This is a genomic window from Methylobacterium sp. EM32 (genome assembly GCF_040593685.1).
GTDB lineage: Bacteria > Pseudomonadota > Alphaproteobacteria > Rhizobiales > Beijerinckiaceae > Methylobacterium.
On sequence record NZ_JBEXZS010000001.1, the window covers coordinates 37097 to 58291 of the forward strand.

General features: G+C 71.8%; 12 protein-coding genes. 11 read left to right on the top strand and 1 reads right to left on the bottom strand.

Annotated elements, in window-relative coordinates; translation table 11 throughout:
• Position 1: 1 nt before the first annotated feature.
• Positions 2 to 151, bottom strand: coding sequence for a hypothetical protein (locus ABZT49_RS00140; protein WP_355281413.1), 150 nt, complete (start codon positions 149 to 151; stop codon positions 2 to 4).
• Positions 152 to 372: 221 nt separating this feature from the next.
• Between ABZT49_RS00140 and ABZT49_RS00145 the strand changes: the two genes are divergently transcribed.
• The 11 genes from ABZT49_RS00145 to ABZT49_RS00195 all read left to right on the top strand — a co-directional run bounded on the left by ABZT49_RS00145 (position 373) and on the right by ABZT49_RS00195 (position 21176).
• Positions 373 to 1437: a LacI family DNA-binding transcriptional regulator gene (locus tag ABZT49_RS00145; protein WP_355281417.1), complete on the top strand. Its 1065-nt coding sequence runs from the start codon at positions 373 to 375 to the stop codon at positions 1435 to 1437.
• 156 nt (positions 1438 to 1593) lie between these two features.
• Complete coding sequence (locus ABZT49_RS00150; RefSeq protein ID WP_355281419.1) at positions 1594 to 2433, top strand: SDR family oxidoreductase; 840 nt, start codon at positions 1594 to 1596, stop codon at positions 2431 to 2433.
• A 788-nt stretch (positions 2434 to 3221) separates the two neighbouring features.
• Positions 3222 to 4757, top strand: coding sequence for a sugar ABC transporter ATP-binding protein (locus ABZT49_RS00155; protein WP_355281421.1), 1536 nt, complete (start codon positions 3222 to 3224; stop codon positions 4755 to 4757).
• Positions 4754 to 5776, top strand: a complete 1023-nt coding sequence (locus tag ABZT49_RS00160; RefSeq protein WP_355281424.1) for an ABC transporter permease — start codon at positions 4754 to 4756, stop codon at positions 5774 to 5776. The genes ABZT49_RS00155 and ABZT49_RS00160 overlap by 4 nt, the downstream gene beginning before the upstream one ends.
• Positions 5777 to 5857: 81 nt before the next feature.
• On the top strand, positions 5858 to 6832 hold the full coding sequence (locus ABZT49_RS00165; RefSeq protein WP_355281426.1) for a substrate-binding domain-containing protein: 975 nt from the start codon (positions 5858 to 5860) through the stop codon (positions 6830 to 6832).
• A gap of 343 nt (positions 6833 to 7175) precedes the next feature.
• Positions 7176 to 8228: a sugar phosphate isomerase/epimerase gene (locus tag ABZT49_RS00170; protein WP_355281429.1), complete on the top strand. Its 1053-nt coding sequence runs from the start codon at positions 7176 to 7178 to the stop codon at positions 8226 to 8228.
• 13 nt (positions 8229 to 8241) lie between these two features.
• Positions 8242 to 9414 carry a Gfo/Idh/MocA family oxidoreductase gene (locus ABZT49_RS00175; RefSeq protein ID WP_355281431.1) on the top strand — a complete coding sequence of 391 codons (1173 nt, stop codon included), beginning with the start codon at positions 8242 to 8244 and terminating at the stop codon, positions 9412 to 9414.
• A gap of 127 nt (positions 9415 to 9541) precedes the next feature.
• Positions 9542 to 10471, top strand: a complete 930-nt coding sequence (locus tag ABZT49_RS00180) for an SDR family NAD(P)-dependent oxidoreductase (protein WP_355281433.1) — start codon at positions 9542 to 9544, stop codon at positions 10469 to 10471.
• Between the two features lie 765 nt (positions 10472 to 11236).
• Positions 11237 to 18721: a hypothetical protein gene (locus tag ABZT49_RS00185; protein WP_355281436.1), complete on the top strand. Its 7485-nt coding sequence runs from the start codon at positions 11237 to 11239 to the stop codon at positions 18719 to 18721.
• Positions 18709 to 20583 (top strand): hypothetical protein, encoded by a 1875-nt coding sequence (locus ABZT49_RS00190; RefSeq protein ID WP_355281439.1) that lies wholly within the window; start codon positions 18709 to 18711, stop codon positions 20581 to 20583. Before ABZT49_RS00185 ends, ABZT49_RS00190 begins: the two co-directional genes overlap by 13 nt.
• Complete coding sequence (locus ABZT49_RS00195; RefSeq protein ID WP_355281442.1) at positions 20580 to 21176, top strand: SCO family protein; 597 nt, start codon at positions 20580 to 20582, stop codon at positions 21174 to 21176. Before ABZT49_RS00190 ends, ABZT49_RS00195 begins: the two co-directional genes overlap by 4 nt.
• The last annotated feature ends 19 nt before the right edge of the window (positions 21177 to 21195 follow it).

Below are 21195 nucleotides of genomic sequence, written 5' to 3' on the forward strand. Positions count from 1 at the left end.
ATCACTTGCCGGTCGCGCGGATCGCCTCCCGGTAGACCGCCGCCGAGCGCAGGATGTGCCGGCTCAGGATATCCAGCAGCGCCTCGACCGGCGCTCTCACCGTCAGTGCGTGACGGTGGGCCAGGACCGTCGGGGGGAAGGCCCGGCCCACCGACCGCGCCGAACGGGGGAGAACGGTGCGGCACGGCTTCGTAAACGAATTGTGAGCAATTTAATATGGCGTTATAAAAAATCTCGTTGGACCGGAGATCCCACCCCGCCGTGGACGAGAAGCCCGTGAGGCTTCCGCCCGGCACGCCGCCATGGTCGAATGACCCCCGCGTGACGGACGCCCCCGCTGCGGCGGGCGAAGCCAGGGAGTGGGAACGAGGCGTGGCCGCATCGGACAGCAAGGCCGGCAAGGCGCCGACCCGGCGCCAGACCGGGGCGCCGACGCTCAGCGACGTGGCGCACGAGGCCGGCGTCTCGCCCATGACGGTCTCCCGGGTCATCAACGCCGACGGAAAGGTCCGGCCGGGCACCCGCCAGCGGGTGGAGCGCGCCATCGCTGCCCTGAACTACCGGCCCAACATCTCCGCGCAGATCCTGGCCGGGATGAGCCAGATGCGCATCGGCCTGCTCTACAGCAACCCGAGCGCGGCCTACCTCAACGAGTTCCTCGTCGGCTGCCTCGCCGCGGCGAGTGAGGCCCAGGCCCAGCTCCTGGTCGAGATCTGCGAGCCCGGGCAGGAGGGCGCGACCGCCGCGCGCGTCCTCGCCGGCGGGATCGACGGGCTCCTCCTGCCGCCGCCCCTGTGCGACTCGGAGGACGTGCTCGCGGCCCTGGTCGAGGCGGGCCTGCCGGCGGTGCGCGTCGGCACCTGGGATGCCGAGCCGGCGACGGGTGCCGTCAGCATCGACGGCTACGCGGCGGCCCGGACCATGACCGCCCACATCGCGGCGCTCGGGCACCGCCGGATCGGCTTCATCCGGGGCAACCCGGACCAGACCGCGAGCGAGCGCCGCTTCCTCGGCTATCGCGACGGCATGCGGGAGGCGGGCCTCGCCGTCGATCCCGACCTCGTCGCCCCCGGCCTGTTCACCTACCGCTCGGGGCTGGAGGCGGCCGAGCAGCTTCTCACCCGGCCTGAGCCGCCGACCGCGATCTTCGCCAGCAACGACGACATGGCCGCCGCGACCGTCGCGGTCGCCCTGCGCCGCGGCCTCGCCGTCCCCGACGACCTGACGGTGTGCGGCTTCGACGACACCGCCATCGCGACGACGATCTGGCCCGAGCTCACCACCATCCGCCAGCCGATCCGCGAGATGTCGCACGCCGCGATGGTCCTGCTCCTGAAGGCCGCGCGGGCGTGGCGCCTGGGTCAGGAGCCGGAGCGCGCGCACATCGTCCTCGACCACGCCCTGATCCGCCGCGCCTCGGACGGCCCGCCGCGCTGAGCGGGGCGGCCCGCCTCGTATCCGCACGGTCGATCACGCCGGGACGCTTGACAGGACACGGCCCGGCAGCGGTATGGTAGCGCTATCAAATGAGAGCGCTATCAAAACGGCGTTCGGTCATGATGACGGTCGCTCAGGCCGGGCGAGGGGAGGGGCATGACGATGTCCGACGAGGCTTCGCCTTCGCGGCGGGACGGCCGTGCGCCGGAATTCGCTGCCGTATCCCCCTCATCCTCCGCGGGCGCGACCTATCCGAGCCTGCGGTCCCGGCGGGTCCTCGTCACGGGCGGGGCCTCTGGCATCGGCGAGGCCCTGGTCGAGGCCTTCGTCGCGCAAGGCGCGCGGGTGCTGTTCTGCGACATCGCCGACGCGGCGGCCGCCGCCCTCGTGGCGCGGCTGACGCCCGGCGCGGCGCATCCCCCGCTCTACCTCCATTGCGACCTGACCGATCTCGACGCGCTCGTCGCGATGGTGGCCGAGGCCGAGGCGGCGCTCGGCGGGCTCGACATCCTCGTCAACAATGCCGGCAACGACGACCGCCACCCGGTCGCCGACGTGACGCCGGCCTACTGGGACGAGCGCATGGCGGTGAACCTGCGCCACGTATTCTTCGCCGCCCAGGCCGCCCTGCCGGGCCTGCGGCGGGCCGGCAACGGGGTGATCCTCAACTTCGGGTCGGTCAGCTGGCATCTCGGGCTGCGCGACCTGCCGCTCTACCAGATGGCCAAGGCCGGGATCGAAGGGCTGACGCGGGCGCTCGCCCGCGACCTAGGACGCGACGGCATCCGCGTCGCCACGATCGTGCCGGGCAACGTCCAGACCCCCCGGCAGGAGCGCTGGTACCGGCCGGAGGACGCGGCCGAGATCGTTGCGGCCCAGTGCCTGGACGGGCGGATCCAGCCCGCCGACGTCGCCGCCCTGGTCCTGTTCCTCGCCTCCGACGACGCGCGCATGTGCACCGGCCACAGCTACTTCGTCGATGCGGGCTGGCGTTGAGCGGAGGGAGACGCGAACGGCATCGGATCTCCGCGGACGATCGTTTCGGAACCTGTTCGATTAAGCCTCGACGGATTTGACACCCCCCTCGTCATTCCGGGGCCGCGCAGCGGAGCCCGGAATCCAGAACCGTGGATGGCCCGGGATAATGCGAAACGTTCTCCGCTCCGTTCCGGACGACCCGGAAGCTTGTTTGACTCGCGAGGACGGCACCACGAGAAACTCTTTTTCCACACGCTACCTCATCCTGAGGTGCGAACGCAGTGAGCCTCGAAGGAGGCCTCCAGAAATCTCGGGGCTATCTGGAGGTCTCCTTCGAGGTCAGTCGATCTTCAATCGACTGACACCTCAGGATGAGGTTGTGGGAAGGAGCAATCTTATCGGCTGGTCGAATTAAGCTCTGAGATTTTGGAATACGGCTCCGCTGCGCGGTTCCGGAATGATCTACAAACGGCTCCAGGTCACGGATCTGTGGCATCGGCAATCGCAGGCCGATTTGCTGGATTTCGCGGATTATACAATCGTCTTGCGAAAAAATATCAGAATTACTCGCGAAATATGCGAATTTATACTTGCTGAAACAAAACCGCCATGCAAATCTCGGAACCAAGCCGACAGGCAAAGACGAAGCGAAACCGGGCAGACGCCAGAGGGTCCGGGCGGCCCTGAGGGAGGAGGAAGCCGATGTCCGATGCGTCGAGGCATGATCCCTCAGCCCATGCCGCCGTGGGTAGCCTGCACGAAGCCCGCCACCGGCTCCGGATCTCGTCCGCCCGTGACGCGCGCACATGAACCCGGCCGACGCCTCTCCCGGCCCCGCACCGAACGCCCCCGCCCTCGAAGCCTCCGGCCTCTCGAAGTCGTTCGGCGCGGTGGAGGTTCTCAAGAGGATCGACCTCGCGGTCCGCGCCGGCGAGGTGCAGGCGATCATCGGCGAGAACGGCGCCGGCAAGTCCACCCTCATGAAGATCCTGGCCGGCAACCAGCCGCCGTCGCGCGGCGAGATCCGGATCGACGGCGAGGCCGTGTCGTTCTCCGGGCCGGCGGATGCGGAGAGGCGCGGCATCGTGCTGGTCCACCAGGAAATCCTCCTGGCGCCGGACCTGACGGTCGCGCAGAACATCTATCTCGGCCGGGAGATCGGCCGGGGCGTGATCCTCGACGACCGGAGGATGAACGAGGGCGCCCGCCGGGCGATCCGCGACCTCGGCGGCGACCTCGATCCTGGGACGATCGTCTCGCGGCTGTCGATCGCACAGCGCCAGCTCGTGCAGATCGCCCGCGTGCTGCTCGTGCCCCACCGCATCGTGATCTTCGACGAGCCGACGGCGTCGCTGACCCCGCACGAGACGGACGCGCTGCTGACTGTGATCCGCGCCATCCGCCGCAAGGGCGTCGGCGTGCTCTACATCTCGCACCGCCTGGCCGAGGTGAAGGACATCGCCGACCGGGTCACGGTGTTGCGCGACGGAAGCCTCGTCGCGTCCCATCCGGCGAGCGCGCTTCAGCCGGCGGACATGGCGCGGCTGATGGTGGGCCGCGACGTGGCGAAGCTCTACCCGGACCGGCATGCGGCCGCAGCCCGCGAGACGGTGCTGGAGGTCGACCGCTTCACCGTGCCGGGCCACGCGCAGGAGGCGTCCTTCCGGCTCGGCAAGGGCGAGATCCTCGGCTTCGCCGGCCTCGTCGGCGCCGGCCGGACGGAACTGATGGAAGGCCTCGTCGGCCTGCGGCCGGGGCGCGGATCGGTCCGCCTGTTCGGCCGCCCGGTGCGCTTCACCGATGTCCAGGCGAGCCTCAAGGCCGGCGTCGCCTACCTGTCGGAGGATCGCAAGGGCAAGGGTCTGCTCCTCGCCAAGGATCTGGTCGTCAACCTGACGCTGGCCTCGCTGAAGCAGTTCGGCGGCCGGTTCCGGATCGATCGCCGGAAGGAGGCCGAAGCCCTCGACCGGGCGATCCGCGATTTCGACATCCGCACCGGGTCGCGGACGATCCTGGCCGGCCAGCTCTCCGGCGGCAACCAGCAGAAGCTCCTGCTCGCCAAGATGATGCTGCTCGATCCGAAGGTCGTCATCATCGACGAGCCGACCCGCGGCATCGACATCGGCAACAAGGAACAGATCTATCACTTCATCGCCGCGCTGGCCGGCGAGGGACGCGCGATCGTCGTCGTCTCGTCGGAGATGCCGGAACTGATCGGCATCTGCGACCGCATCCTGGTGATGCGGTCCGGCCGGATCGTCGGCGAGGTCGCGGGGGAGCGCATGACCGAGAACGAGATCGTCCAGCTGGCGACGGGCGTGACGGCGGGAGAGGCGGCATGAGCGTGACCTCCGCTCCCTCCGGCCCCGATGAGGCGGCGCCCGCCGTCCGGGCTAGAGCGTCCCGGGACTGGGACATGGCGGCGATCGCCCCGTTCGTCGCACTGGCCCTGCTGCTGGTGCTCGGCTACTTCGCCAGCCCGAACTTCGTGTCGCTCGCCAATCTCGGCAACGTCGTCACCCGCAGCGCCTTCATCGCCGTCATCGCCCTCGGGGCGACCTACGTGATGACCGCGGGCGGCCTGGACCTGTCGGTCGGGTCGATGCTCGCCTTCGTGGCGAGCCTGACGATCCTGTTCTTCAACGCCGCCGGCATCGCCGACCCGCTGACGGAACTCCTGCTCGGGATGGCGCTGGCGCTGGCCCTCGGCGCGGCCTGCGGCTTGGTGAACGGCCTGATCACCACGGTCGGGCGGATCGAGCCCTTCATCGCGACGCTCGGCACGATGGGGATCTTCCGCGGCCTGACCTACTGGCTGTCCCAGGGCGGCGCGATCACCGTGCGCGACCGGGACCTGATGGCGCTCTACCGGCCGGTCTACTCGGGCAGCTTCCTCGGCGTGCCGGTGCCGATCGTCGTCATCCTCGCGGTGGCGGCGATCTGCGCCTTCGTGCTCTACCGCACCCGGTACGGCCGGCACGTCACCGCGATCGGCTCGAACGAGGAGGTCGCGCGCTATTCCGGCATTGCGATCAACCGGGTCCGCACCCTCACCTACGTGATCCAGGGGATCTGCGTCGGCGTGGCGGTGATCCTCTACGTGCCGCGCCTCGGCTCGACCTCGGCCACGACCGGCAGCTTCTGGGAATTGCAGGCGATCACCGCGGTGGTGATCGGCGGCACGGCGCTCCGGGGCGGCGTCGGGCGGGTCTGGGGCACGGTCTGCGGCGCGGTCATCCTGGAGGTGGTCGGCAACATCCTGCTCCTGTCGAACGTCGTCAGCGAATACCTGATCGGCGCGATGCAGGGCGCCATCATCATCGTCGCCATGCTGGTGCAGCGCTCGCTGATGCGCAAATAATCCGAGTTCATCACGACAACGGCCGGGCTCAGAGGGTCGCGCCCGGACTTCGACCATAAGACCCGATCCGGGAGAGAGACCATGTTCAGAAGACCATTCGGGCTCGCGGCTGCCGCCTTTGTCGCCGCCTTGGCCGCCTCGGTCGCCCTGGCCCCTGCCGCCGCCCTCGCGCAGGACAGGAAGGTGACGATCGGCGTGTCGATTCCGGCGGCGGATCACGGCTGGACCGCCGGCGTGGTCTTCCACGCCGAGCGCGTCGCCAAGCTCCTGATGAAGGAGCATCCGGGCCTCAAGGTCATCGTCAAGACCTCGCCGGACGCGGCCTCGCAGGCCAATGCCGTGCAGGACCTGGCGGTGCAGGGCCTGAACGCGCTCGTCATCCTGCCGACCGATCCGGACCCGCTCGTCAACGCGATCAAGGACGTCAAGGACAAGGGCACCTTCGTCGCGCTGGTGGACCGCGCACCCTCGACCAACGACGATTCCATCCGCGACCTCTACGTCGCCGGCAACAACCCGGCGCTGGGCGAGGTCGCCGGCCGGTACATCGCCAAGACCACGCCGGACGCCCAGGTCGTCGTCATCCGCGGCCTGCCGATCCCGATCGACCAGCAGCGCCAGGACGGCTTCGACAAGGGGATCGCCGGCTCGAAGGTCAAGGTTCTGGCCCGCCAGTTCGGCAACTGGAGCCGCGACGACGCGTTTCGCGTGATGCAGGATTACCTGACGAAGTATCCCAAGATCGACGTGGTGTGGTGCCAGGACGACGACATGGCGGTCGGCGTGATGGAGGCGATCACCCAGGCCAAGCGCACCGACATCAAGTACATCATCGGCGGCGCCGGCTCCAAGGACATGATCAAGCGGGTTATGGACGGCGACAGGATGGTGCCGGTCGACGTGCTCTACCCGCCGGCGATGGTCTCGACCGCGATGCAGCTCACCGCCGCCAACTTCTACGATCAGGTCCCGGTCAGCGGCACCTACATCCTCGACGCCACGCTGGTGACCAAGGACAACGCCAAGGCCTATTATTTTCCGGATTCGCCGTTCTGACACGTGCGGCGTCCATCGGTCCGTCGAGGGGCGTCGCACTCGCCCTCGTCCTTACGTCCGACACGGCAGATAGCTTGGAGCCTGTTTGATTGGCCTCCATCGGCTTCCACCCCTCCTGGTCATTCCGGGGCCGCGCAGCGGAGCCCGGAATCCAGAACCGCAGGTGACACAGTGTGAAGCGGTACGCTGTCCGCTCTGTCCTGAACCTTCCGCGGTTCTGGATTCCGGGCTCCGCTGCGCGGCCCCGGAATGACGCGGAGAATGTCTCTACTGTCGAGCAAGTTGAACAGGCGTCGAGGAATCCGGAACACCGACGCTCTCATGTCTGAAAGAGGACTTCCCCATGAAGACGATCAAGGGGCCGGCCATCTTCCTCGGCCAGTTCGCTGGCGACGCCGCGCCGTTCGACACCTGGGCCGGGATCACCAAATGGGCGGCGGAGAAGGGCTATGTCGGCGTGCAGGTGCCGTCCTGGGCCGGCCAGCTGATCGACCTGAAGCGAGCCGCCGAGTCCAAGGATTACTGCGACGAGTTCGCCGGCATCGCCCGGCAGAACGGGGTCGAGGTCACGGAACTCTCGACCCATCTCCAGGGGCAGCTCGTGGCGGTGCATCCGGCCTATGACGAGGGCTTCGACGGCTTTGCCGCGCCGGAGGTGCGCGGCAACCCGAAGGCGCGCCAGGAATGGGCGGTCGATCAGGTCAGGATGGCGCTGAGCGCGTCGAAAAATCTCGGAATTGGAGCCCACGCGACATTCTCGGGCGCGCTCGCCTGGCCCTACCTCTATCCGTGGCCGCAGCGGCCGGCCGGCCTGATCGAGACCGCGTTCGACGAGTTGGCGCGGCGCTGGACCCCGATCCTGGACCATGCCGAGGAATGCGGCGTTGATGTCTGCTACGAGATCCATCCGGGCGAGGACCTCCACGACGGCGTCACCTTCGAGATGTTCCTGGAGCGGGTGAAGCACCATTCCCGCGCTAACATGCTCTATGATCCGTCGCATTACGTACTGCAATGCCTGGATTATCTCGACAACATCGATATTTATAAAGAGCGGATCAGGATGTTCCACGTCAAGGACGCGGAGTTCAATCCGACGGGCCGGCAGGGCGTCTATGGCGGCTACCAGGGCTGGGTCGCCCGGGCCGGCCGGTTCCGCTCGCTCGGCGACGGGCAGGTCGATTTCGGGGCGGTCTTCTCCAAGATGGCGGCCAACGATTTCGACGGCTGGGCGGTGGTCGAGTGGGAATGCGCGCTGAAGAACGCCGAGGACGGCGCGCGCGAGGGGGCCGAGTTCGTCAAGGCCCACATCATCCGCGTGACGGACAAGGCCTTCGACGACTTCGCCAGCGGCGGCACCGACGAGGCGGCCAACCGGCGCATGCTCGGGATCTGAAAGGGAGCGTCCGATGGCAATCGAGGGCAAGCAGGACCAGGCGCGGCCGCCGCGCATCCGGCTCGGCATGGTCGGCGGCGGGGCAGGGGCCTTCATCGGTGCGGTCCACCGCATGGCCGCGCGGCTGGACGACCGGTTCGAGCTCGTGGCCGGCGCCCTGTCGTCGACGCCCGACAAGGCGATCGCCTCAGGGCGCGACCTCGGCCTCGACCCAAACCGCACCTATGCCGATTACCGGGAGATGGCGATCCGCGAGGCGGGCCTCGCGGACGGGATCGAGGCGGTCTCGATCGTCACGCCGAACCACCTGCATTACGACGCCGCCAAGGAATTCCTGCAGCGCGGCATCCACGTCATCTGCGACAAGCCGCTGACCTCCACGCTCGCCGACGCGGAGAAGCTCAAGACGGTCGCCGGCGAGAGCGACGCGCTGTTCATCCTGACGCACAACTACACGGGCTATCCGATGGTGCGGCAGGCGCGCGAGATGGTCGCGAAGGGCGATCTCGGCACGATCCGTATCGTGCAGGTCGAGTATCCGCAGGACTGGCTGACCGAGGCGATCGAGCAGACCGGCGCCAAGCAGGCGGTGTGGCGCACCGACCCAGCCCAGTCGGGCGCGGGCGGCTCGACGGGGGATATCGGCACGCACGCCTACAACCTCGCCTGCTTCGTCACCGGATTGACGCTCGACAGCCTCGCGGCCGATCTCGACTCGTTCGTCGAGGGCCGGCGGCTCGACGACAACGCCCACGTGCTCCTGCGCTTCAAGGGCGGCGCCAAAGGCATGCTGTGGTGCAGCCAGGTGGCGCCGGGCCACGAGAACGGCCTCAAGATCCGCGTCTACGGCACCAAGGGCGGGATCGAATGGGTGCAGGCCGACCCGAACACCCTCTGGTTCACCCCCTTCGGCGAGCCGAAGCGGCTGCTCACCCGGGCCGGCGCCGGAACCGGTCCCGCCGCCGCCCGCGTGTCGCGCATTCCGTGCGGCCATCCGGAAGGCTACCTCGAAGCCTTCGCGAACATCTATTCCGAGGCGGCGCAGGCGATCGACGCCCGGAAGAGCGGCGCACCGGTCGACGCGGCGGTCGTCTATCCGACGATCGACGACGGCCTCAAGGGCGTGGCCTTCGTCGAGGCCTGCGTCGCGTCGTCGAAGCGCGACGGGGCCTGGGTCAAGCTCTGATCCCGCATCCCCTCCCGTCGGGTGCGGCCGCGCCAGCCGGACCCGACGGCCGACCAAGGGCCCGGATCCATCCGAACCGAGCCGCGCCCGGGTGAGAGCATCACCGTGAGCAAGAATGGTTGAACGCATGAGCATCAGGTTCGATGGACGCGTCGCGATCGTCACCGGCGCCGGCCGGGGGCTCGGACGGGCGCACGCGCTCGGTCTCGCGGCCCGCGGCGCCCGCGTCGTCGTCAACGATTTCGGCCGCGGCGGCGAACCGCCCGACGGGGCGCTCCGTGTCGTCGCGGAGATCGAGGCGGCCGGCGGCGAGGCCGTCGCGAACGGCGCCGACGTGTCCGATCTCGATCAGGTCCGGGCGATGGTCGCGCAGGCCGAATCCCGCTGGAACCGGGTCGACATCCTCGTCAACAACGCCGGCATCCTGGCCGACAGGAGCTTCGCCAAGATGGACATGGCGGACTTCAGGCGCGTCGTCGACGTCCACCTGATCGGATCCGCCAACTGCACCAAGGCGGTGTGGGACGGGATGCGCGAGCGGCAATACGGACGGATCGTCTTCACCTCGTCGTCCTCTGGCCTCTACGGCAATTTCGGCCAGGCGAATTACGGTGCCGCCAAGGCGGCGATGATCGGCCTCATGAACGTCCTCCACCTCGAGGGCGCGAAGTACGGCATCCGCGTCAACACCCTGGCTCCGACGGCGTCGACGGCGATGACCGACGGCCTGTTCTCGCCGGACGAGGCGGCGCTCCTGTCGCCCGAATCGGTGACGCCGGGGCTGCTCTTCCTCGTCAGCGAGGACGCTCCCTCCCGCACGATCCTCGGCGCCGGCGCGGGGAGCTTCGCGGTCGCCCGCGTCGTCGAATCGCCGGCGGTCTTCCTCGGCGACGCCCCGGGCACGCCGGAAGCCATCGCCGCGCACTGGACGGAGCTGTCGCGAGGGGACGACCTGTCGCCGCTGGACGACGCCTTCGCGCAAACGCGAAAATACGTCGCTGCCGCGTCGGGCCCCGCCGGTAAGACTGTGCCCGCCGGACCGGACTCGTCGCAGTGAGACGAAATCCGGACGATCACTTCCGGATTTCGTCTCACAAGCCGGCGCGGTGGAGCCTCCGGCTCCACACACCTGAGCGAAGCCGATTTTTCGCATCACGAACGCGATCGCGTAGCAATCGCCGAGCGATCATCCGGACATCGTACGACGCGTGACGTGAACGGTTTCGACCGCCGGCGGCCGACCGGCCTCGCTCGGCACCCGGGACCACGATCGCGGGCCGCCGCCGGGTTTCCCCGGCGGCTCTGCGCATTCTTCGCGTGAACGCCCGCCCGACCTCCGAGGCGTCCGGAACCGGCCCGGCCGGCGAGGGCCTCGCCCTCGTCCTGGAACAGGACCGACCCCGGGCGATGGCCAGTTGCGGCTGCACGTCCGGCATCGCGGCCGCGACGGATGGAGGCCGTCCGGCTCCCGGCGGGACACCGCACCGTGGTCTTATCATCTGTTTGAATGACTGGCATTCTGCACCGACGTATTTCGAAACAATATTTTGATGCTATCTCAATATTCTTCGAAAAATCCACCCAACGAGCAATAACACGACTTAAATCAAAAATATAAAATCTAATTATAACCAATGATATTTCACTGTATAATAAAATCGCAATATTTATCCCTCTATACGCCGTTACATCAAGATGTCTTACGTGATCGAACACGCTGCAACCATGTCGTGACGACGATCATGCGCTGTCTTCCGCGCCGGGCGACTTGCAAATTTTGTACGAAGGGCCATGATCAGCGTCCGAACGGGGTGTCGACGCGATGGCATCTGCTCTGTTTTACAGCCTGTTTCGTGCGTGCCTGCGGCGCGCGGGCGATGCCGGTGCGGCGCTGATCGGGGCCGGGCTCTGCGCCGGTGGCGCCGGGGCGGCGGACGCGCCGCACTTGCCGCCGGCGCCTCGGCGGATCGTGCACGCGGACATCGTCGCCCTCGATCAACTGCTGGTCTACAACCGCTTCGGCTCGTTCAACCCCTACGGCATGATCTTCGCCCTCCGGCGCGACGTGTCGGACCTGAGCGAGAGCCCGGTCACGGATGCCGATATCTGCCGGAAGGAGGATGGAACGAGGGCCGGCACCGGGACGCTGGAGCCGGGCAAGGTCCGGCTGAAGGATTGCCGGCGCGCGCGGCCGCTCGTCCTGCGGGCGAATGTCGGCGACATCGTCGAGATCACCGTGAGCAACATGCTCATGGACGAGCAGCCCGACATCTCCGATCCCTGGTGCAAGGACGCGCCATCCGCCGCCGGGACGCCCCCAACCCGGGCCGACGCGCGCAAGGCCTTCGCCCGCCAATGCGACGAGGCCGCGGCCGCAGGCAAGCTGCTCGCCGAGGTCGAGGCGCGCGGCACGCCCGGGGACCGCGAGGCCGCGAAGGTGGAGCGCGAGGCCGGGACCGTCGAGCGCAAGGGCGACTGGCCCGCGACCCGGATGCTGTCGCTCGCGATGCCCGGGCTCGAACCGCTCCCGACATCCGGCTCAGGCATCGACCCGAAATGCCTCGGCCTCGACGCCGCCAGGCCGGGCGAGGCCTTCACCTGCCGCTTCCGGCTGGAGCGCGAGGGCACGCACCTGTTCTCGAGCCTGGCGGCGCCGGCCGGCGGCGAGGCCGATGCGGGCTCCCTCATCCACGGGCTGTTCGGGGCGCTCATCGTCGAGCCGCAGGGCGCGGTCGCCCTGCGCAGCCAGGTGACGCAGGCGGGCTTCGACGCGCTGTGGCGGCCGGCCCCCGACGACCGGCTGCCCCACCGCCGCACGGGCGAGGCGGATTACGCAGCCGCCGTCGCGCGGCCGGTCGCCATGGACGCGCGCCCGGGAGCGTTCCCCTGCGGGCCGTCGCCGATCCCGGTGCTCGCCGTCGCGCGGCCCTGCACCGGTACGGAGACGGTCGACGGCGTCGCCTACGGCCGGGCCGAGATCGTCCATGGCGACCTCAACGCCATCGTCGTCCCGGACCCGAACCGCCCCCTGCCGCCGGTCGACCCGGGGCTCGCGGGCGAGGACCTGCGCACGGCCCAGCGGCTCGCCGCCGAAGCGCGCGCGCCGTTCCGCGAGTTCACCGTGATCTTCCACGACGAACTGAAGACCTTCTTCGCCGATAATTTCAAGGAACTCGGGCAGTTCGGGCAGCTCTCGGCGGCGCGGGACGGCTTCGCGATCAATTACGGCGCCTCCGGCGCCGGCCCGATGATCCTGGCCAACCGCAAGCGGATCGGCCCGGCCGCCGCCTGCCCCGAATGCCTCTACGAGGAATTCTTCCTGGAGAGCTGGGCGAACGGCGACCCGGCGCTGCTGGAGGCCTTCCCGGACGATCCCTCGAACGTCCACCACTCCTACCTCAACGACAAGGTCGTCTTCCGCAACCTGCACGCGGGCAAGGAGACCCATATCTTCCACCTGCACACCCACCAGTGGTTCGCGGGCAACGACGAGAACCGCGGCGCCTATCTCGACAGCCAGACCATCGCGCCGCAGCAGGGCTACAGCTACCGCATCTATCACGGCGGCCACGACCGGCACCGCAGCGACGCCGCGCCGCCCGCCGCCCAAGGGTGGTGGGAGGACGGCAAGGGCTCCGGCAACCGCAACCGCACGGTCGGCGACGCGATCTTCCACTGCCACCTCTACCCGCATTTCGCGCAGGGCATGTGGGCGCTCTGGCGGGTCCACGACGTGCTCGAGGACGGCAGCCGGGTGCTGCCCGACGGCCAGGGCCGGCCCGGCCTCTCCGTCGACCCCAACCCCGCGCCGGCCGAGCGGCGCCAGGGCTCGGTCGACCTCGCCTCCGGCCGCTGGCTCGGCTCGGGCAAGGCCCGGGGCACGCCGGTCCCCGGGCTGGTGCCGCTCCCGGGCGAGGCGGCGCCGCTGCTGCCACTCTACGCGCCGGATCCAGCGCAGGCTCTCCCCACGGCCGCCATCCCGGAGGCCGCGCCCGTCGCGCAGGCCGACGCGATGCCCGGCTACCCGTACTACATCGCCGGCCGGCCCGGGCACCGGGCGCCGCAGCCGCCCCTCGACATGGCGCGGGCGACCGGAGAGGAAGGCGGGGCGCCCGCGGGCACGCTCCTCGACGGCGGCCTGCCGCGGCACCGGGTGACCGGCGGCCTCTCGGCGCCCTCCGTGCTCTCGCGGCAGGAGCGCGACGACCTCGTGAAGGACGTCGACCGGACGACGGCCGCGCTCGCGCCGACCCTGGTGCCGCGGATGCTGGCGCTGGGCGACTTCACCAGCGAGTACCAGCGGCTCGACGTCGAGATTCTGCCGCATGCCGGCACGGCCCTCGAACGCGCGGCGATGGCCTTCCACCACGACGGACGACGGCCGGACGGCACGCCGATGCCGCTGCGCACCGCGACGGGGGCCGGCGCCGTGCAGCAATTCGGCGCCTACCCGACGATGCGGATGCCGCCGCTCGCGGGCGCGCCGCGACCGGGTCCCACGGGCTTTGCGGTCAACGGCGCCCCGCCCGCGCCCGGCGCGCCCTATGCCGACCCCTGCGGCGCGCCGACGACGCTGGCCGGCGTGGATTTTCGCCGCCACATCGGCCTGCGGCGGGCCACGGGGCAGCGCGACGTGTTCGAGGACGTCACGCTCGCGGCCGCGCCGGACCCGGCGGTCGCCGGGGATACGGCGCTCGAAGCCGTGCGCGGCCGCGCCGGCCTCGGCTTCGTGCCCGATCCCGGGCTGCTGGCGTTCCGCCGCTACGGCGTCTCGGCGGTGCAGTTCGACATGACCGTGAACCGCGCGGGCTGGCACGACCCGCAGGCCCGGATCGCGGTGCTCACCACGGAGGCGGACCGCTGGAAGGAGGCGCGCAGCGCCCGGGCCGAGCCGTTCTTCTTCCGCGCCTTCTCGGGCGAGTGCATCGAGCTCCGGCACACCAACGAGCTGCCCAAGGACCTCGAGCTCGACGACTTCCAGCTCAAGGTCCCCACCGACACGATCGGCCAGCACATCCACCTGGTGAAGTTCGACGTCACCTCCGCCGACGGCTCGGGCAACGGCTTCAACTACGAGGACGCGACCTTCGCGCCCGACGAGATCCTCGACCGCATCTGCGCGGCGCGGCGCGCGGGCGGCAGCGTCAGCGGCGAGACGACGGCGGGTGCGAAGGTCGGGGACCGCGCCGCGGAATGCGCGGCCCTCGAGACGGCCCGGACGGCGCTCGACGGCGCGATCGAAGCCGGCGACCGCCCACGGATCGCCGAGGCGCAGGCGGCCTTGCGCGCGCTCCGGCTCTGGCGGCGCAAGGGCGCGGACGACCGGGCCCGGTACTTCCAGACCACGGTCCAGCGCTGGTTCGCCGACCCGATCCTCTCGAATACCGGCGACGGCCGCGCCGCCGACCGAACTTTGCGCACGGTCTTTACCCACGACCATTTCGGGCCGAGCAACATCCAGCAGCACGGCTACTACGCGGCCCTGCTGATCGAGCCGAGCACCCACGGCGTCGAGCGTTTCGCCGGGCCCGGCCAGGCCCGGGCCGACATGCCGGGCCGGGTGCTGCCGCCCGAACCCCCGGCCGCCGGCGCGCCGGTCGCCCCGGCGCTGGCGCCCCCCGCGGACGCGCGCGGCCTCGTCGGCGCCCGCGCCGTCGTCGAGCAGGTCGCGGCGCGGGCGGTCGACCCGGCCTCCCCGGGGCCGGCCCACGCCAACAGCCGCGAATTCGCCCTCGCGGTCGCGGATTTTGCGCTCCTCTACGACGGCGCGCGCCAGGAGGCGGCGGCCTTCGGCGCCGACGCGCGGCCCGGCGGCCACCTCAAGGGCCTCGCCCGCCTCGTCGGCGAGGCGGCCTGCACCGTCGACGGGTCCGGGCCCGAGGACGCACGCGATCCGGATATCGAGCCCGGCGAGGCCGTCCCGGCCCGCCGCGCGGGACTCTGCGCGACCGCGTCCGGCGCGGTGCCGAGGGACCTCCCGGCGGTCCGGCGCGAGAGCGGCGCGCCCGCCGCGGCCTTCGCCGGCCGGGTCGCCGCTCTGTCCGAGCACGCCGAGCGCTGGCGGGGGGAGAACGGCCGGCCCGTCGCGCCGCCGCCGCGGCCCGAGGCCTTCAGCCAGAAGCACCACGACCCCTACGTCGTGAACTACCGCAACGAGCCCGTGCCGCTGCGCGTCGGTGCGACGGATGCGGGCGGCACGCCGCTCGCCTTCATGCGCAACCCCTGCACGACCGGCGGTCCGGCCGCGGAGGACGAGGCGGGACGGAAGGAGCGGCAGAACCACCGCGACGTCCGCCACCAGCGCGAGGACGAGTTCGGCAACCTGTCCAACGTCTTCCGCAGCATCTGGAACACCCAGCGGGCCGCCGCCGAGGGGCACGGCGACCCCTGCACGCCGGTGGTCGAGGCCTTCGCCCGGGAGCGGGTCCTGCTGCGCATGGTCCAGGGCGCGCAGGAGGTGCAGCACACCTTCAAGATCGAGGGTCTCGCCTTCCGGCGCAACGTCGACCAGCATTATCCGACCGCGCGCCCGCACCTGTCGCGGCTCGCCGGCGCGCCGCGCGCCCGCACCGAGCGCTGCCACGACGATCCGGCCGCCCGCGACGGCCGGCCCCGGGCGCTCGTCTCGGGAACGACTCCCGGCGCCGCCGACCAAGCGTACCAGCTCGCCTTCGACGCCCTCGCGGCCGGGTGCGACAACCTCCTGGGCTACACCTCCGCCCAGGAGATCGGCCTCTCGGAGCATTTCGAGGTCGGCGCGCGCTTCAGCGCCACCAGCCCGGGCACCTCGGACCTCGTGGCGGGGCTCGCGGCAGGCTTCGCCGCGCCGGCCGCGACGGCGAGCTACGCCCTGTCGCCGCTGCGGGTGCGCGACCCGCGCCCGGACGCGAGCGCGAGCGCCAACCCGCTCCAGAACCTCACCGGCACGGCGCCGCTCCTCAACGCCGACGTGGTGGGCGGATTGCGGGTCCGGGACCTGCGCGACCGCCGCGAGGCCCTCGACTACCTCTACAGCTACGGCTCGGCGGACGCGATCTGGAACGGCGCCTGGGGCCTCCTGCGCATCTACGACCGGCCGAAGGCCTCCGACGTCGCCCGCTGCCTCCTCGACCCGGAGGCGGTCGGCGGCTTCGACGCCTGCCTCGCCGACGGGAAGCCGGTGGACGACCGCTTCCGCCCGCTCGCGGCCGACGCCCCGCCGCCGGGCGCGGACGGCGCGGCCGCCCTCGAAGCGGGACCGCCCGCCAGTGCCGCGGCGCCCCCGACCGTCGCGACCAGCCTGCCCCTGGTCTGCCCGCCCGACGCCAAGCAGGTCGAGACCATCATGGTCGCGGTCCGGGCGGGGCAGATCCTGGATTATGCCAACGCGGTGCGCACGCCGGGGCTGCCCTACGACCGGGCGGACGGCCTGTTCGACCCGGACGCCCTGATGATCGCCTCCCTGCCGCTCTCCGCGATCGTGCAGGACGCCAAGGCGAAATCGGACATCGAGCCGGGCGCCGAGATCCTGTCGAACGCGGAGATCCTGCAGCGCGGCCTGATCCCCGATCAGGCCACGATCCGCAGGCTCCTGCAGATCCGGCACCTCGGGGTTGCGACACCGGAGCCGTACGTCCTGCGGGTCAATGCGGGCGACTGCGTCAACGTCCTCATGATCAATGCCCTGACCCCGAACGCGCGCCGCAACCCGCGCGCGGTGCGCGACGCGCCCGGGGACGCGCTGATGCCGAACATCGTGCCCCTGAACACCGACCCCGGCCAGACCGGCGGCCGGGGCGGGATCGAGTCGACGACCCGGGTCACGTTCACCCTGCCGGCCTCGCTGACCTCGCCGCGCAACGGCGTCCCCTTCCCCTTCGGCGTCAACCAGGCGCCGCCGCTGCGCGCGGAGGCGGAGGTGGAGGAGGGCGGCACCCGGCAGGGCTGCCACCGCGGCGGGGGCCGGCGCTGCCTGCCGGCCGCCTCCTGGATCACCCAGACCTTCTACGCGGGCTCGCTGAGCGTCGATGCGGGGAAGCTCGTCGAAGCGCTGGGCCCGCCCTGGTCGCCGCCGCCGGGGGAGGACGGCACACCCTCGCCCGTGGCCGCCATCCGGGTGCTCGAGCGCCCCTCCGCCGGCTGCGCCCCCGACCACGTCGAGTTCGCGGTCCTGACCGTGCTGTTCTGCGCCGACCCGGCCGGTCACCGGCTGAGCTTTGGGCCCGATCCCTCGCCCGCGCCCGGGCCCGGGCAGCTCTCCGCAGCCGAGCGGGGGCGGCGCGTCGCCGAGGCGATCGCCGCCTGGCTGCGTCCCCGGCAGGCGATGTTCCTCGCCGCCAAGCCCTATGCCGGCGGCGCGCAGCCGATCCGGGTCGCGGGCGACCTCATCGGGCACGCCTCGCACGGGCTCGTCGGCACCCTCGTCGTCGAGCCTTACGGCGCCACGCACGGGGCGACCGCTCTGCCGCGGACCGGCGAGGACAACCGCCTGGCCGACGAGGAGACCGGGCCGCGGCGCGGCGCCCCCTTCCAGACCGCGTCCGCGCCGAGCGGTGGGCGCAGCGCCGAGATCGGCGTCCCGACGGTCGTCCCCTGCCTCGATCCGAAGGCCTGCCCCGTGCGGATCGGCCCGACGACCGTGCAGGAGCATACCCTGCTCTACCAGGACGGCCTCAATCTCTGGACCCGCGCCTGGGGCACGCCGCCGGTCAAGTGGAGCTACGAGGACCCGCCCTCGCCCAAGGAGCCCTCGCCCAAGAACAAGCCCTGGGACGACGCCGTGCCCTCCGAGGAGCAGGGCTATAGCGGCCACCCGCGCCCCGACTGCCCGGTCTGCGACGATTCCTACGACCTCGGCGAGAAGGCGGTGAGCTACCGCAGCGCCCCCTTCGACCTGCGGCTGGCGGGCGCGCCGGGCGTCCCGGCCGGGCTCGGCCGCACCGACTATCCCGGCAGCCGGACCAACCTGAACGCCTATCCCTTCCCGCGGAACTTCCTGTCGGCCGAGTACCGGCCGATCCCGACCCCGGCGCTCGCGGCCAAGCCGGGAGCGGAGGTGATGATCCGGGTCGTCCACCCGGCCGGGCGGGCGCGCCAGCGGGCCTTCGTGGCGCACGGCGCGCCCTACGACGACCTGCTGCCGGGCTTCGGCTCCGCCCATTCCCCCCTGCTCGCGCCGGGCAAGGGGGTGACCGCCTCGCTCTGCGCCTCCCGGATTCCGGGCACCTTCCTGTGGCGGGACGGGCCGCAGCACATCACGGCGGCGGGGGTCTGGGGCCACCTGACCGTCGATGCCGGGCCGTCGGGGGCCCAGGCATGCGCCCGCTGACAGCTCCGGCGATGGCCGCCGCGGCCGGCTTGAGCGCCGTCCTGGCGGTCCCGGCGGCGGTCCCGACGCCTTTTGCCGCCGAGCCGCCCTCCGACGAGGCGGGCCCGCGCATCGCCCTCGACACCGCCGGCCTCGCGGTGTCCGCCACGCTCCTCGACCTCGACGGCCGCGACATCGACGTCGTGCCGGTTGACGCGCCGTTCCGCATCCGGATCGCCTTCACCGATCCCGCGGGCGGCGAGGCGGCCCTGGCCGCGCCCCCAACGGCGTGGCTGAGCCCGCGCGGGCCGGGCACCGGCTCCTGCCGGGACGCGACCCGCTCCCGCTGGTCGACGGACCGCCCGCCGGCCGACGCGGTGGCGCTGGAGGGCCTGTCGGTGGCGACCGTCGACGCCGAGGGCCGGATCGCGATCGTCGATCCCCACCGGCCCGCCGCCGCGCGCATCGTCGCGGGCATCGTCCCCCTCGGCGAGCGGCCGGGCGGGCTGCTGATCCATCGCGGCCGGGGCGACATGCTGGTCTCGCGCCCGGCGCAAGGCGACGTCGTGGCGGTGCCGCTGCCCTGGGGGCGGCCCGCGACCCTGGCGCAGGGCCTGCGGCGGCCCGGCGCGATCCTGGCCGCGCCTCGCGGCGGCGCCTGGATCGCCGAGGCGGGCCGGGCCGTGCTCCTCGACCGGGCCGGGCGCGTCGCCGCCACCGCGGATTTCGCCGGCGCGGAGGGATCGGGGCCGGTCCGCCTGCTCGAGGCCGGTCCGGCCCGGATCGCGGCGCTCGGCGGCGACGGGTCGGCGGCGCTCCTCGACCGCGGCACCGGCGAGACGCTCCTGCGCCTGCCGCCGGGCAGCGTCGGGCCGGTCGCGGCGGCGACGGCCGACGCGCTGCTCACCGAGCGCGGCGGCCGCCTCGTTCGCCTGTACGCCGACGCCCCGGACCGCCCGGAGGATCTCGGCCTGCCGGGTCCCGTCATCGGGCTCGCGGTCGACGGAAGCGGGCGCTGGGCGGTCGCCGCCGCCCGCTCCCCGGCCGGCGGGGTCGAGCTGGGCGTGATCGACCTGCCGTTCGGGCGGCGCGTGCACGGCTTTGCGGCGCCGGAGGCCTTCGACGAGGTGCTGGTCACCGCCTCGGCCGCGTTCCTGACCTGGCCGACGCGCCCGGTCGTCACGGTGATCGATCTCGCGGCCCTCGCCACCGGCGATGCCGCCACCCGCGACGTCCGGCTCGACGAGACGCGCCGGCCCGGGGCAGGGCCGCGCTTCGGCCCGATGATGGTCCCCCTCGAACCGCTCTCCGCCGTCGCCGTCGTGCGGCCGGGGGGCGCCATGCTGCACACGGTGCTGGCGGGCGGCGGCCTGACGTCGTCGCCCAAGCAGGCGCTGGAGCTCAAGGGCGCGCCGCCCGCGGCGCTCGCGGCCTTCCCGCGCTCCTTCGTCCGGCACGGGCCGGGCACCTTCGAGAGCACCGCCCGCCTGCCCTCCGGCGGCGCCTGGGACCTCGTCGCCACCACCGGCATCGGCGGCACCGGCGCCTGCCTGCCGCTGCCGGTCGCGGCGGCCCCGGAGCCGCCGCCCCCGCCGGCCCTGTCGGCGGAGATCCTGGCCCACGACCCGGACGCGACCGTGCTGGCAATCCGCCTGCACAACTGGCCGGTCGCGGCGCCGACCCGCCTGCGCCTCGCCGCCCTGGATGGCGGCGGCGTCGTGATCGTCGCGGCCGCCCCGGCCGGCGACGGCAGCTTACGGACCGCCGCCTTCCGGTCGCGCCGGACGCTCTACGCGCTCACCGCCGGCGACGGGCGCGGGGTGGGGGCGCGCCCGGCCACCGTCGACCTGCGCCACCCGCCCGCGAGCGAGGCACCGCGATGACTCCGAGTCCCTCCGGCCACGCCGCGCGCGCGAGCCTCGCCCTTGTCCTCGCCCTCGCGGCCGTGCCCGCCACGGGACTCACCCTCGGCGTCACCGCCCGGGGAGGGGCGGGAGGCGCGGCCGCGGTGGTGGCGACCGACGCGGAGCTGCGCGACACCCGGTCGAGGCCGGTGCGGTTCCGCAGCGACGTGCTCGGCCGGGGCGTGACGCTGGTGTCGTTCACGCTGGTCGGCTGCCAGGTGCAGTGCCCGCTCTCGGACCACAGGATGAACCTGGTCGAGGACGCGCTCGCCGCCCGCGGCCGCGGCGACGTCCGGCTCGTGACGCTGACCATCAATCCGGACAACCGCCCCGAGGACCTGCGCCGCCACGCGGAGCAGTTCGGCCCCGGCCCGTCGCGGACCTTCCTGACCGGCGTCCCCGACCAGCTCTACCCGCTCCTCGACGGCCTCGGCATGGTCTTCGGCAACGCCGCCGATCACCCGCTGTTCTTCCTGGTCTTCGATGCGGCCGGCCGCGCCGTCGCGCGCATCCCGGAGGACCGGGCGACCCCCGAGGCCCTGACGGCGGCCGTGCTGGCGGCGGCGCGGTGAGGCCGCGGCGCCTCCGGAA

What these genes read in the sequence shown, in the direction of transcription:
- ABZT49_RS00150 (WP_355281419.1), top strand. Translation starts at nt 1,594, where the DNA reads ATGACGATGTCCGACGAGGCTTCGCCTTCGCGGCGGGACGGCCGTGCG.
- ABZT49_RS00155 (WP_355281421.1), top strand. Translation starts at nt 3,222, where the DNA reads ATGAACCCGGCCGACGCCTCTCCCGGCCCCGCACCGAACGCCCCCGCC.
- ABZT49_RS00160 (WP_355281424.1), top strand. Translation starts at nt 4,754, where the DNA reads ATGAGCGTGACCTCCGCTCCCTCCGGCCCCGATGAGGCGGCGCCCGCC.
- ABZT49_RS00165 (WP_355281426.1), top strand. Translation starts at nt 5,858, where the DNA reads ATGTTCAGAAGACCATTCGGGCTCGCGGCTGCCGCCTTTGTCGCCGCC.
- ABZT49_RS00170 (WP_355281429.1), top strand. Translation starts at nt 7,176, where the DNA reads ATGAAGACGATCAAGGGGCCGGCCATCTTCCTCGGCCAGTTCGCTGGC.
- ABZT49_RS00175 (WP_355281431.1), top strand. Translation starts at nt 8,242, where the DNA reads ATGGCAATCGAGGGCAAGCAGGACCAGGCGCGGCCGCCGCGCATCCGG.
- ABZT49_RS00180 (WP_355281433.1), top strand. Translation starts at nt 9,542, where the DNA reads ATGAGCATCAGGTTCGATGGACGCGTCGCGATCGTCACCGGCGCCGGC.
- ABZT49_RS00185 (WP_355281436.1), top strand. Translation starts at nt 11,237, where the DNA reads ATGGCATCTGCTCTGTTTTACAGCCTGTTTCGTGCGTGCCTGCGGCGC.
- ABZT49_RS00190 (WP_355281439.1), top strand. Translation starts at nt 18,709, where the DNA reads ATGCGCCCGCTGACAGCTCCGGCGATGGCCGCCGCGGCCGGCTTGAGC.
- ABZT49_RS00195 (WP_355281442.1), top strand. Translation starts at nt 20,580, where the DNA reads ATGACTCCGAGTCCCTCCGGCCACGCCGCGCGCGCGAGCCTCGCCCTT.